This window comes from Halalkalibacter akibai JCM 9157 (assembly GCF_000513135.1).
Lineage (GTDB): Bacteria > Bacillota > Bacilli > Bacillales > Bacillaceae_D > Halalkalibacter > Halalkalibacter akibai.
This window is the reverse complement of the sequence record NZ_BAUV01000006.1, coordinates 132398-145872: the sequence shown is the minus strand read 5'-3', so window position 1 is coordinate 145872 and position 13475 is coordinate 132398. Positions and strand designations below refer to the sequence as shown.

The window sequence follows — 13475 nt, the reverse complement described above, 5'->3', positions numbered from 1 at the left end:
CGAAAACAGCCTCTATATAAAAAGTTATGTTATATAGAAGTTTAGATCAAAAAAAAGCATCTTCAAAGATGGTAAAGCAGACCTTTGAAGATACCCAATGTAAACAGTTATATTTATTTATCTATCTCGGACCTGCCGCTTTAATCTGGTCACTAACAGCTCCAAATTTCAGGAAATTTTCTTTGAAATTATCAGCTAATTCTTGAGCTTTCAAATCAAATGCTGTTTGATCTTCCCATGTATGACGGGGTTCAAGAACATGATCTGGAACACCAGGCACATGCAATGGAATGTGAAGTCCAAAATGTTCGTCTGTTGTCGTTTCAATTTGGCGCAGTTCTCCAGATAACGCAGCTTGAATCATCGCTCTTGTATATTTAAGATTGATGCGCTTGCCAATTCCATAAGGTCCACCAGACCAGCCGGTGTTCACAAGATAAACTTCTGTATCATGCTGATCTATCCGATCACCTAGCATCTCAGCGTAGCGAGCCGCAGGAAGTGGAAGAAACGGAGCGCCGAAGCAAGTGGAAAACGTTGCTTCTGGAGACGTTATACCGCGTTCTGTACCAGCAAGTTTACTTGTGTACCCAGATAAAAAGTGATACATCGCCTGTTCCTTTGTTAGTTTACTAATAGGGGGAAGAACCCCAAATGCATCTGCTGTTAAGAAAACAATGGTATTTGGATGTCCGGCAACACTAGGTGAAAGAGCATTCGGAATTTCTTCGATTGCGTAAGCTGCTCTGGTATTTTCTGTTAGGGAAATATTATCATAATCAGGTTGCCCTGTCTTGGAATCTACAATGACATTTTCTAAAACAGAGCCAAAGCGGATTGCATTCCATATTTGTGGTTCCTTTTCTTGTGAAAGGTTGGCGCATTTAGCATAACAACCACCCTCTATGTTGAAGACGCCATTAGCCGACCAGCCATGCTCATCATCTCCAATTAAGGAACGATTGGGATCGGCTGACAATGTTGTTTTACCTGTTCCAGATAAACCAAAAAACAAAGCAACATCTCCTTCTCTGCCAACGTTAGCGGAGCAATGCATAGAGAGGACATCTTGTTCTGGTAGAAAGAAGTTCATAACAGAGAAGATAGATTTTTTCATTTCGCCAGCGTATTCTGTTCCACCGATTAGCACGATTCTCTCCTCGAAAGAGATAATAACAAAAGCTTCTGAGGCGGTTCCATCACGAACAGGATCTGCTTTGAAAGTTGGTGCTGAAATGATGGAAAAAGGTTGCGCGGAAGCATCATGTTCTAATTCAGTAGGACGAATAAAGAGTTGGCGAGCAAAAACTTGATGCCAGGCAAATTCGTTGATGATCCTTAAAGGAAGACGAAAGGAAGGATCTGCACCAGCATAACCATCTGAGACAAAGAGTTCTTCTTTCTCATGTAAATGAGTGAGAACCTTTTGATAAAGAGAGGTGAATTTGTCTGCGGAAAAAGGTTGGTTAACAGTTCCCCAGTCAATTTTATCAGCCACATTAGGTTCATGGACAATGAATTTATCTTTTGGGGAACGTCCAGTGTAGGCACCAGTTTCAACAGCTAACGCTCCTGTTGAAGTTAAAGTACCTTCTCCGCGCATTAATGATTTCTCGATAAGAGATGAAACCGGGAGATTAAATTGAACGTTTGTTTGCTTCACTAAATTAATTAATTCGGATTGTAAACTAACCATATTCATTGTCGCAAAATCCTTTCCATAGCATGTATTATTTCCATATTTAATCAATTCTTGTTTAATAGTATAACACATTAACTTTATTAGTCTATACTATTAATTGCGTTTTTTTTACGTGACTACTTGACTTAAAAAAGAATGTTTACCTAGTTTTAAACTGTACATGACAACAACCATCTAAAAAGTTCCTAAATTCAAAAAGGCTGCATACGATGATAGAAAAGGGTAAGGAGGCGTTAGTTTTGCAGGAGATTTCCATGCTAGATCTTGCTACGGTCTCAGCAGTAGTGGCTGCTTTAGTAACGGTTGTTGGAAACGCATTTGGAATTCAGAAACAATACCGAGCTCTTTTAGCAATTGGCTTTGCTGGTATTCTTTGGTTTATTCCAAGAGAATTTGGAGAGCAAGTGTTAATGGCTCTTATCATTGGTTTAATGGCGAGTGGGGTTTATAGTCAGGTTAAGCAAGGGATAATCAAAATGAATTGCTTAGGATGCAATTGAGAGAAGAAGCAAGAGAAGAACAAGAAGCTGAACAACTAAGGATTCGAAGGGAAGAAGAACAACGTCAACGTAGAGAGAATCAGGCAAACCAAATTCAAAGAGATGATACTCCGTATTAATTAAGTATAAAAGAAATTTATTTAGAAAAAATAAAGATAACTCTGAATGTGAGGGACTTGTCATAAACTGACTGAAATTCAAAGTCCCTTGCTTTTTCCTAAAACTACCTATTTTATAGGAATAGGTTGACAGTATTCGACTTGTGCGTTATGATATGCGTCGAACGGATACTCTTATCCTGAGTAGGCGGAGGGACAGGCCCGAAGAAGCCCAGCAACCAACACTCTAAAGCCATGAGTGAAAAGGTGCTAACCTGCAAGGCAATGTGTCTTGGACGATAAGAGGCTAAAGGTAAACATTCAACCCTTTCCTCTTTTTTGGAAAGGGTTTTTTATCGTTTATACGTCTTAACAGGTAGTATTTCCCATTCGGTGGGGCATGAGTGCCGTCTCAAAGAAGAACACATGCTAAGAATGTAGCAGTGTTTAAAGGAGGAATAAAGTAATGGCAGAAATGAAAAGTAGACGTTTATTTACGTCTGAGTCTGTAACTGAAGGGCATCCTGATAAAATTTGTGATCAAATCTCAGATGCGATTCTTGATGCAATTTTAACAAATGATCCTAATGCACGTGTAGCGTGTGAAACATCCGTTACTACTGGTTTAGTGTTAGTGGCTGGTGAAATTACAACGAGTACGTACGTTGATATTCCAAGAATAGTGCGTGACACAATTAAGGGAATAGGATACACGCGTGCTAAATATGGTTTTGACTCAGAAACTTGTGCAGTTCTTACTTCTATTGACGAACAATCAGCTGATATTGCCCAAGGTGTGGACAAGGCTCTTGAGGCGCGTGAAGGACAAATGTCTGATGAAGAAATTGAAGCAATCGGTGCTGGAGACCAAGGTTTAATGTTTGGTTATGCGAATAACGAAACAAAAGAGCTCATGCCTCTTCCGATCTCATTAAGTCATAAGCTTGCACGTCGTTTAACAGAAGTACGAAAAGACGAGATTCTTCCATACTTACGTCCAGACGGCAAAACTCAAGTAACGGTTGAATATGATGAAGCTGGTAATCCATTAAGAGTAGATACCATTGTTATTTCAACGCAACATCATCCTGAAGTATCATTAGAGCAAATTCAACGTAACCTAAAAGAATATGTAATTAAGCCGGTTGTTCCAGAGGAATTAATTGATGAAAACACGAAATATTTTATTAATCCTACAGGTCGATTTGTTATTGGTGGCCCTCAAGGTGACGCAGGTTTAACTGGTCGAAAAATCATCGTAGATACATACGGTGGATATGCTCGCCATGGTGGCGGAGCATTTTCTGGAAAGGATGCCACGAAGGTGGACCGTTCTGGTGCTTATGCGGCTCGTTATGTAGCTAAAAATATTGTAGCATCAGGTCTAGCGGATAAATGTGAAGTTCAACTTGCGTATGCGATTGGCGTTGCTCAACCAGTATCTATCTCTGTTGATACATTTGGTACAGGCAAAGTATCTGAAGAATCTTTAGTTGGGCTTGTTCGTGACAACTTTGATTTACGTCCAGCAGGCATCATTAAGATGCTAGATCTTCGTCGCCCGATCTACAAGCAAACGGCTGCTTACGGCCATTTTGGTCGAACAGATGTAGAATTACCATGGGAACAAACAGATAAAGCTGCTGCATTGAAACAACAAGCAGGAATATAAACGAGAATAAATTAAAAGGATGTGCAAAAGGTTGTAAACAATCTTTTGGCACATCTTTTGTTGTTAATTAGAGTTCTGGCTCCGTTCCATTGCGCTTCAGGCACTTGCTTACCGCGGGGAGAAAGGCAAGCCCCTACGACTTTCCGTCTGTGGTGTCTTGCCCTTTCCTCTTTTCCCACAGGAGTCAAGTGCCTGAAACTCCATTCCACTTTGGTTGTAATTATTATCAATAGTAGCAACGATACGAGAATGCTTTTGCTCTTTCATCTTTCTTATAAAGATCAATTTTACATTTGAGGCTCTTCCTAGGAATGTTGCTATTGAATATGGCTTAACGCTCTTAGTGAAATGGAGCGGAAGCCACTCGACTCCTGCGGGATTAAGAGGTAGAGCCGAGACCCCACAGGCGCAGCCGAGGAGGCTCGGCACCTCCCCGCGGAAAGCGAGTGGCTGTAGCGCAATGGAACGAATCTGTCCTTACACCAAACTTAATAAACAACATTTTGATAAAAAAACATGTTTACATAATAATCAAAAACGGACTCAAAAATTGAGTCCGTTTTTGTATTTCTTTAAGGTAAGTTGGTCAAAATGTAGGGTAGGAGGTGACGCAAAATGGCACAAGATGTATTATGTGAAGTAAATAACTGTGTGTACTGGGCACAAGGTAACCAATGTGAAGCAGAACGAATTTATGTTGTAAGTCACGCTGGTAAAGAAGCAGAAAAGCAAGAAGAAACAGATTGTAAGACGTTTGAACCACAACATTAAAATAGTCCAAAGAGCGATCCTACTCGCTCTTTTCTTTTTCTATTATTGATAATAATAATCAATCTTATTCAAACTTTATTATTTTTTTTCTGCTTCATTTATTACTTGTTTGTAGTGCTGTCCTTTTTCTACATATTCTCTGCGAATCCTTGCCATATCTACTAGGTCTTCTTCATTTAAATCACGAATTACCTTTGCTGGGCGTCCGAACGCAAGTGTATGAGCGGGGATCTTTTTTCCGGGTGGAACAAGGCTACCTGCTCCAATAAAGGCACCTTCACCTATCTCAGCCCCGTCTAATACGATCGAACCCATTCCGATTAATGCTTTTTTACGGATTGTACAGCTATGAAGCATTACTTGATGGCCAACTGTAACATCATCTTCAATAATTAACGGGTATTTTGGGCTTTGATGAAGCATAGATTGATCCTGGATATTAACTCGGTTTCCAATAATCGTTGGAGAAACATCTCCTCGAATTACAGTTTGAAACCAAATGCTTGATTCATCTCCAATTGAGACGTCCCCAGTAATGGTAACTCCATCAGCAATAAAAGCTGATGTTGAAATTGTAGGATATTTGTCCTGATATCTGTAAATCATTAAGCCACATCCTTTTCGTTTATTAAAAAAATCGCTATACTTATTTTAACGCAAAATTAGAGTATGTCATGAGCTCTTTTTCAATTATCACCATCAAGGGGAGTGTGCTTATGTGGAAATGGGAAGTAGCTGATCCTAGAGGGGTCTTTGTTATTGTTCATGGTGCTGGCGAACATCACGGTAGATATCAATGGCTAGCCGAAAAATGGAACGCGCATGGATTCGATGTTGTAATGGGCGATTTACCTGGTCAAGGTAAGACGAGAGGAAAACGAGGTCATATTCAATCGTTTAATCAATATATAGACACTATTAGTGAATGGATAGATGAAGCAAATACGAAAGGCTTACCGGTGTTTTTACTTGGACACAGTATGGGAGGACTTGTGGTTATTCGAACATTAATGGAACGGAATGTTGCTTTAGTGAGCGGAGTCATTCTATCTTCACCTTGTTTAGGTTTAAGTCAACCTCCTGCTAAAACAAAGGAGTTAGCATCAAAGTTAATTCACCGTATAGTCCCTACCTTTAGTTCGAACTCGGGTATACGTTCAGAATTAAATACAAGAAACGAAGAAATTCGAGAGCTTTACATAAAAGATGAGTTGCGTGTAACGAAAGTGTCGGCTCGGTGGTATCAAGAATTATCGAAAGCGATGAGACTCGCTCTCCGTTATCCTGAGAAATTTCCTAATGTTCCTTTACTCGTTTTACAAGCGGGTGATGATTATTTAGTGAATAAAGTCGATGTGCGTGATTGGTTTAATGAAGTGGGATCGACTGAAAAGTTTTACAAGGAGTGGGAAGGTTTATATCATGAAGTATTTAACGAGCCAGAGCGGGAAGATGTTTTTCGCTATGCAGTAGGTTTTGTGAATTTGCTCGCTCCTTAGAGGAAAGCTCGTCATGATTGTTCAATTGATTTGATTATGCTAAGGTTGATGGATGGAAATACAGAGGAGGAGAAGCGTTGACGGTTCCAACAAAACCAATCCCATTGTTAGTAAAGGTGTATCGTGAAGTCCTTCCAACGGTTCATCGCCATTTTGATCGCTGGAAGAACTTAGCGGAGGTTATCCCTGACCCTGAACTGAGGTCACAAGCTCTTGATGCGATTTCAAAAAAGAAATTCCACTGTGAAGGTGGTGGAGTCTTTGGGTTACTGGCAAAAGATCGCTTTGATGATTTGATTCAATTTATTATTGCTTATCAAATCATTTGCGATTATCTTGATAATTTGTGTGATCAAAGTCCATCGCTTGACCCAAATGATTTCAGATCCCTGCATCAGGCTTTATTAGATGCTCTTACACCAGGAGCAACGTTAAAGAATTATTATGAGTATCGGAAAGAACAAGAAGATGGCGGTTATTTACATACTTTAGTCCAAACTTGTCAAAATATCTTATCGACTTTTCCATCCTTTGATAAGGTTCAAGCTGGCATGCTTGAATTAAGCGGATATTATGGTGATCTTCAAGTACATAAACATGTGGTAAAAGAAGAGCGAATTCCGCGTTTAGAAAAGTGGTTTGAGCTGCACAAACATAAAGTACCGGAAATGACTTGGTTTGAGTTCTCTGCTTGTACGGCTTCTACTTTGGGCGTTTATGTTCAAGCGACTTATGCTACAAAATCGGATTTAACGGAAGAGACAGCTACAGTAATTAAAGAAGGCTATTATCCGTGGCTACAAGGAGTTCATATCCTTTTAGATTATTTTATTGATCAAGAAGAAGACATTGCCGATGACGAATTAAATTTTCTCTTTTATTATGAGAGTGAAGAAGCAATGATTGAGCGCTTCCGCTTTTTTGTTGAGAAAGCCGAAGAATATTTAGCGAAGTTACCTGATCCAGAATTTCATCGAATGATTATCCGTGGAATCATTGCGATTTACATAGCGGATGAGAAAGTTCAAGGCGATAAAGAGATGAGAAAGAAATCCAAACAAATGATTAAAACGGGTGGTTTTCTTACCTTACTGTTCTTTTTTAATAGATGGATGTTTCGGAGGAAGTAAAGAAGAGGCAACCTGTGATTAAACTCCAGGCTGCCTTTTTTGTTTTTTTAAAAGCTGATTTTGGCATAGGTGTTTCAATGGTTAAGAAGGTGGTTCGTTCCATTTCGCTACAGGCACTCGCTTTCCGCGGGGAGGCGGCGTGCCTCCTCGGCTTAACGCCTGTGGGGTCTCGCCCTCCCTCTTTTTCCCGCAGGAGTCGAGTACCTTCCGCTCCATTTCACTAACAGAAAAAGTCTATTCCAAAGCAAATAGCCTTTGCGAAAAAGAGCCTTTTATCAAATAGAAATTACTAACGCTTTTCAATAGCAACAACAAAGGGAGGATGATTGGCTTGATTTATAAATTCGTATTTTAAAACATGAGCTAAACGTTGGTCTATTTGCTCAACAAATGAAAGCACACTTGTTTTTTCTTGTTTACCCTCTTCGTGACCATGATAAATAACAAGAACAATTAAACCGCCAGCGGGCATCATTTCGAGTAAGGCACTAACAGCTGCTAAGGTTGATGTCGGTTGTGTGACGATGGATTTATCGCCACCTGGTAAATATCCTAAGTTAAAAATGGCGCCTTTTAACTTAGAGTGATGTTGCGTTGGAATTGATTGACGAACATGTTCATGACCAGTTTGAAATAAATCAACTCTTGATAACAGATTTTGATCTTTAAGTCGATCGCTAGCTTTTAAAATGGCCTGTTCTTGAATATCAAAACCATAAACGAAACCATCCTTTCCTACTAGATTCGCTAGAAAAAGTGTATCGTGGCCATTGCCAACTGTACAATCAACAGCATGATCCCCTGGTTGTAACGCTTGTTCTAATAAAAAACGAGCAAAAGGTAAAACGCCTAATACATTCATTGTATCACCTGCTTAGCATTATAATATTTTCCTTGCCAACTATCACGCGCGCGAGTTCTGCTTCAATTCCGTTTAATACACTCCATTTATTCATACTCCACATCGGCCCAATCATCAAATCTGCAGGACCATCTCCTGTTAAGCGGTGAATCACCATATCGGGCGGCAAGATTTCAAGTTGATCAACGACAAGTTGAATATAATCGTCTTGGCTCATTAGCTCAACTAAACCTTTCTCGTATTGCTTTACCATTGCTGTTTTTTTCAATAAATGGAGAAGATGAATTTTAATTCCTTGCACATCTAATTTCGCTACTTCATGAGCCGTTTCCATCATCATTTTATGATCTTCAAGCGGGAGACCGTTTATAATATGAGCGCAAACAGGAATTCCGTGTTTTCTTAACTTTGCAACACCATCTTTATAGCATTGATAATCATGAGCTCGGTTGATTAACAGAGCAGTTCGTTCATGTACGGTTTGAAGTCCTAGTTCCACCCATAAGAATGTCCGCTTATTCAGTTCAGCTAAATATTCAACGACGTCATCAGGCAAACAATCAGGTCGTGTTGCAATCGAAAGTCCGACAACCCCTTCTTGCTGCAGAATAACCTCAAAGTACTCACGGAGTGTTTCAACGGGTGCATACGTGTTTGTATAAGCTTGAAAATACCCTATGTACTTACCGCTTTTCCATTTCTTATGCATTCGTCCTTTTATTGTATTAAATTGTGTAACAAGATCATCGCGCCGGTCTCCGGCAAAATCGCCAGAACCACGCACACTACAAAAGGTGCAGCCACCATGGGCAACTTGTCCGTCACGATTAGGGCAATCAAACCCAGCGTCTAATGGTACTTTAAAAACTTTTTCACCAAAATATTCCCGGAGATAATAGTTCCAGGAATAGTAACGCTTATCGCCAAAATGCAATCTATCCATATTTTTCGCCTCTTTTAATCTTAACTTCTTATCTTCTATCTATTGTACCACGTCATAAAATGAATCTTCAAAAATGCTATTTAGAAAGTCGAAAGAAAAACATTGCAATTTACGTTCATATCTTCTAAGATGGCTTAGGGAATAAAGCGGAAGGAGGAGCTAATGTTATGCCAAAATCACTTTGGTTCCTTATTATTGCAATGGCTGTAAATGTAACGGGAGCTTCTTTTTTATGGCCGCTAAATGCGATCATCATTCACCAGGAACTAGGACGGTCAATGACCGCAGCTGGTTTCATTCTAATGTTAAACGCGGGGGCAGGTGTACTCGGTAGTTTAATAGGAGGTCGAATGTTTGATCAAGTTGGGGCTTATAAAACGATGGTTATCGGTCTTGTTATTACGACAGTTAGTGCCATTATATTAATATTCTATCATAGCTATTATTTTTATATGTTTTTACTTATAGGTTTAGGTTTTGGTTCAGGTATTTTATTTCCAGCAATGTACGCATTAGCCGGGAGTCTCTGGCCGGAGGGCGGTCGAAAACCATTTAATGCAATGTATGTCGCACAAAATGTTGGAGTTGCCTTAGGAACAGCTCTAGTTGGGATTGTCGCAACCATTCAATTAACAGCCGTTTTTACTGCGAATGCACTTATGTATGTTTTGTTATTAATATTTGTAGCAGTCTGTTTTAAAAACATTGGCGCCAAAGCCATACACTCTACAACATCAAATGTATTTGAACAGAAAACCCCGATTAAGAGCAACTTTCGTCTGCAAGCTCTAACGTTATTATCAGGTGCTTTTTTTATTTGTTGGGTTGCCTACACACAGTGGCAGGCTAATATTTCTGTTCATACACAATCTTTAGGCATTTCACTTCAGCATTACAGCTTTCTATGGACGATTAACGGTTTAATGATTGTTTTCGCTCAGCCACTTATTACTTGGATTATTTCTAAATGGGTGAAAACGTTAAAGCAACAGATGGTTGTTGGTGTTGTTATTTTTATGGTTTCGTATGCTGTTCTACTTGAAGCTAGTGTTTTTAAGATGTTTTTAGTAGCAATGATCATTTTAACGATAGGAGAAATGTTTGTTTGGCCAGCAGTTCCGACCATTGCTAGTCAATTAGCTCCTAAAAATAAAGAAGGCTTTTATCAAGGGATCATTAATAGTGTTGCGACAGGAGGAAGAATGATTGGACCTTTAATAGGAGGTTTTATGGTTGACTTTTATTCGATCTATGCTTTGATCGTCCTATTATTAATAGGATTTGTAATAGCAATTGGAATTCTTCTTGTTTATGATGTGCCTTTAAAGAGAATAAAAGAAAATGAACAACAATTAGGCTCAGATCCGCTTGACAGTAAAGGTTTGAATGCCTAAAATAACAAGTAAGTTCATATGCTGACGTAGAAAAGGAGTAGTACTCATATTTGGGAATAAAGAGAGCTGACGGTTGGTGCAAGTCAGTCGAACAACTATGACGAACTCGCCTTGGAGTCTTAAGAGGAATAACTTGTTCCGACAACGGGTCACGAACGTTACACGTGAAGAGCGAATGATTTAATCATTAATGTGGGTGGTACCGCGGGAAGTATAGATAACTCTCGTCCCTAACAATCTTGTTAGAGGTGAGGGTTTTTTTGTATGAAAAAAGTCAATAATGGCGCTATGAGAGCGCAATGGTAGAAAGTTTTAGCTAATTACCAAACATTAAACATACCACAAAAGAATTTAAAAGCTTTTCGTCAAATCACATTTGAACATGAGTCACACTAGGAGGATAAAAATATGTCTTTTTCACACGAACAAATTGAAAAAAAATGGCAGAAGTATTGGGAAGAAAATAAAACATTCCGTACGAGTGAGGACGAGGGTAAACCGAAGTTTTATGCATTAGATATGTTTCCGTATCCATCTGGAGCAGGTCTTCACGTGGGTCACCCTGAAGGCTATACCGCTACAGATATATTATCTCGTATGAAAAGAATGCAGGGCTACAATGTTCTTCATCCGATGGGGTGGGATGCATTCGGATTGCCGGCTGAGCAATACGCATTAGACACGGGTAATGATCCTGCTGAGTTTACTGAAAAAAACATCAACACATTCCGTCGTCAAATTAAGTCACTTGGTTTTTCATATGATTGGGATCGTGAAGTTAATACAACAGACCCAGAGTACTATAAATGGACGCAATGGATTTTCACTAAGCTTTACGAAAAAGACTTAGCTTATATTGATGAAGTTGCAGTTAACTGGTGTCCAGCGCTTGGAACAGTTCTTGCTAATGAAGAAGTGATTGACGGAAAAAGTGAGCGTGGTGATCATCCGGTAGAACGTAGACCAATGAAACAGTGGATGCTGAAAATTACAGCTTATGCCGATCGCTTACTAGAGGATTTAGAAGAGCTTGATTGGCCTGAGAGTATTAAAGACATGCAACGCAACTGGATTGGCCGTTCTGAAGGTGCTGAAGTAACATTTCAGGTAGACGGCCATGAAAATGAAAAAGTAGAAGTGTTTACAACTCGTCCTGATACGTTATTTGGAGCGACTTACATGGTGCTCGCGCCTGAACATAAGCTTGTTGATGTGATTACAACAGCAGAGCAAAAAGGCGAAGTCGAAGCGTACAAAGCTAAGGTCGGTGCTAAAAGTGATCTTGAACGTACCGAGCTTTCAAAAGAAAAAACGGGTGTGTTCACAGGCGCTTTTGCCATTAACCCTGTAAACGGCGAAAGCATTCCAATCTGGATTGCAGATTACGTATTAGTTAGTTATGGTACCGGAGCGATTATGGCGGTTCCTGCTCATGATGAGCGCGATTACGAATTTGCGAAAACATTTGGTTTAACGATTCGCGAAGTCGTTGCTGGTGGAGATGTTGAGAAAGAAGCATACACTGGTGACGGTGAACATGTAAATTCTGAATTCTTAAATGGTCTTGATAAACAAACAGCTATTAGTAACATGATCGAATGGCTTGAAACAAACCAATTTGGGAAGAAACAAGTAACCTATCGTCTTCGTGACTGGTTATTCAGCCGTCAACGTTATTGGGGAGAGCCGATTCCAATTATTCACTGGGAAGATGGCACGATGACAACTGTTCCAGAAAGCGAGCTTCCACTTGTTTTACCGAAAATGAAGGAAATTAGACCTTCAGGAACTGGTGAATCTCCTTTAGCCAATGAAACAAGCTGGTTAGAAGTAACAGACCCAGCAACAGGCAAAAAAGGTCGTCGTGAAACAAATACAATGCCGCAATGGGCAGGTAGCTGCTGGTATTACTTACGCTATATTGATCCAAGAAATTCTGAAGCACTTGCTGATGATGAAAAACTTAAAAAATGGCTTCCTGTTGATATTTATATTGGTGGCGCAGAGCATGCGGTTCTTCACTTGTTATACGCTCGATTCTGGCATAAGTTCCTTTATGATATCGGAGTTGTTTCAACAAAAGAACCGTTCCAAAAATTATTTAACCAAGGGATGATCCTTGGAGAAAATAATGAAAAGATGAGTAAATCAAAAGGTAATGTAGTTAACCCGGATGATGTAGTTGATAGTCATGGTGCTGATACATTGCGTTTATATGAAATGTTTATGGGCCCATTAGACGGTTCAATTGCTTGGTCAACGGGTGGCTTAGATGGGGCTCGTCGCTTCCTTGATCGTGTTTGGAGATTGTTTGTGGATGAAGCTACAGGCGAATTAAATCCTGCAATTCAAGACGTAAAAGGTCCAGAAGGATTTACAAGAGTGTATCATCAATCCGTGAAAAAAATTACAGACGACATGACGGAATTACGTTTTAATGTTGCTATATCACAAATGATGGTATTCATTAACGAAAGCTACAAGCAAGAAGTGTTACCAAAGGAATTAATGGAAGGCTTTGTGAAGATGCTTTCTCCAATTGCTCCTCACGTTGCTGAAGAGCTTTGGGAGAAGTTAGGTCATACAGAAACAATTAGCTACACTACTTGGCCAACTTTTGATGAAGCATTACTTGTAGAAAATGAAGTAGAAGTTGTTGTACAAATAAATGGTAAAGTTAAAGCGAAATTAGTTATTCCATCAGATGCTACTCGTGAGCAAATGGAAGAAATCGCGAAACAAGATGAAAAAGTATTAGGTGCAATTGGTGACAAAACGATTCGCAAAATCATTGCAGTACCAGGTAAATTAGTTAATATAGTTGTCGGATAAATTAGGTGAAAGACCAAATCTCATAGAGATTTGGTCTTTTTTTAGATGGTTATCTAAATAATTAAACGAGGT

The 13475-nt window shown here is 39.5% G+C and carries 11 protein-coding genes, 1 pseudogene, 1 riboswitch and 1 other annotated feature; of the genes and pseudogenes, 8 read left to right on the top strand and 4 right to left on the bottom strand.

The genetic code is table 11. The annotated features are described in order from the left end of the window. Positions 1 to 121: 121 nt before the first annotated feature. Positions 122 to 1702, bottom strand: a complete 1581-nt coding sequence (gene pckA, locus JCM9157_RS05845) for a phosphoenolpyruvate carboxykinase (ATP) (RefSeq protein WP_035663005.1) — start codon at positions 1700 to 1702, stop codon at positions 122 to 124. A gap of 239 nt (positions 1703 to 1941) precedes the next feature. Between pckA and JCM9157_RS05840 the strand changes: the two genes are divergently transcribed. The 4 genes from JCM9157_RS05840 (at position 1942) to JCM9157_RS23850 (ending at position 4743) form a co-directional block, all read left to right on the top strand. Then, the gene (locus JCM9157_RS05840; RefSeq protein WP_035663004.1) at positions 1942 to 2202 is read left to right on the top strand and encodes a hypothetical protein; all 261 of its coding nucleotides are present in this window, start codon (positions 1942 to 1944) and stop codon (positions 2200 to 2202) included. Further along, positions 2199 to 2321, top strand: a complete 123-nt coding sequence (locus JCM9157_RS25650) for a hypothetical protein (RefSeq protein ID WP_268870919.1) — start codon at positions 2199 to 2201, stop codon at positions 2319 to 2321. Before JCM9157_RS05840 ends, JCM9157_RS25650 begins: the two co-directional genes overlap by 4 nt. A 171-nt stretch (positions 2322 to 2492) precedes the next feature. Then, positions 2493 to 2606: riboswitch (SAM riboswitch) on the top strand. 169 nt (positions 2607 to 2775) lie between these two features. Next, entirely contained in the window at positions 2776 to 3972 is a 1197-nt protein-coding gene (gene metK, locus JCM9157_RS05835; protein WP_035663045.1) for a methionine adenosyltransferase, read from the top strand. Positions 3973 to 4587: 615 nt separating this feature from the next. After that, entirely contained in the window at positions 4588 to 4743 is a 156-nt protein-coding gene (locus JCM9157_RS23850) for a DUF1540 domain-containing protein (RefSeq protein ID WP_081734061.1), read from the top strand. Between the two features lie 78 nt (positions 4744 to 4821). Here JCM9157_RS23850 and JCM9157_RS05830 read toward each other — a convergent pair whose 3' ends face one another. Continuing rightward, complete coding sequence (locus JCM9157_RS05830) at positions 4822 to 5349, bottom strand: gamma carbonic anhydrase (protein ID WP_035663002.1); 528 nt, start codon at positions 5347 to 5349, stop codon at positions 4822 to 4824. Positions 5350 to 5459: 110 nt separating this feature from the next. On the opposite strand from JCM9157_RS05830, the gene JCM9157_RS05825 reads away from it, so the two are divergent. Next, positions 5460 to 6242, top strand: a complete 783-nt coding sequence (locus JCM9157_RS05825) for an alpha/beta hydrolase (protein WP_035663001.1) — start codon at positions 5460 to 5462, stop codon at positions 6240 to 6242. Positions 6243 to 6319: 77 nt separating this feature from the next. Next, positions 6320 to 7372, top strand: coding sequence for a tetraprenyl-beta-curcumene synthase family protein (locus tag JCM9157_RS05820; protein WP_035663000.1), 1053 nt, complete (start codon positions 6320 to 6322; stop codon positions 7370 to 7372). A 289-nt stretch (positions 7373 to 7661) separates the two neighbouring features. Here the strand turns inward: JCM9157_RS05820 and mnmM are convergent, their stop codons facing one another. Together mnmM and mnmL are read right to left on the bottom strand one after the other, a co-directional pair. Beyond that, positions 7662 to 8234, bottom strand: a complete 573-nt coding sequence (mnmM, locus tag JCM9157_RS05810; protein ID WP_035662998.1) for a tRNA 5-(aminomethyl)-2-thiouridylate-methyltransferase MnmM — start codon at positions 8232 to 8234, stop codon at positions 7662 to 7664. Then, positions 8231 to 9177, bottom strand: a pseudogene (gene mnmL, locus JCM9157_RS05805) (tRNA modification radical SAM protein MnmL/YtqA). Before mnmL ends, mnmM begins: the two are co-directional and overlap by 4 nt. A gap of 167 nt (positions 9178 to 9344) precedes the next feature. On the opposite strand from mnmL, the gene JCM9157_RS05800 reads away from it, so the two are divergent. Continuing rightward, complete coding sequence (locus tag JCM9157_RS05800) at positions 9345 to 10571, top strand: MDR family MFS transporter (protein ID WP_035662996.1); 1227 nt, start codon at positions 9345 to 9347, stop codon at positions 10569 to 10571. A gap of 18 nt (positions 10572 to 10589) precedes the next feature. Then, positions 10590 to 10806 (top strand) — a binding site (T-box leader). A gap of 173 nt (positions 10807 to 10979) precedes the next feature. After that, complete coding sequence (leuS, locus tag JCM9157_RS05795; protein ID WP_035662994.1) at positions 10980 to 13403, top strand: leucine--tRNA ligase; 2424 nt, start codon at positions 10980 to 10982, stop codon at positions 13401 to 13403. Positions 13404 to 13475: the final 72 nt, after the last annotated feature.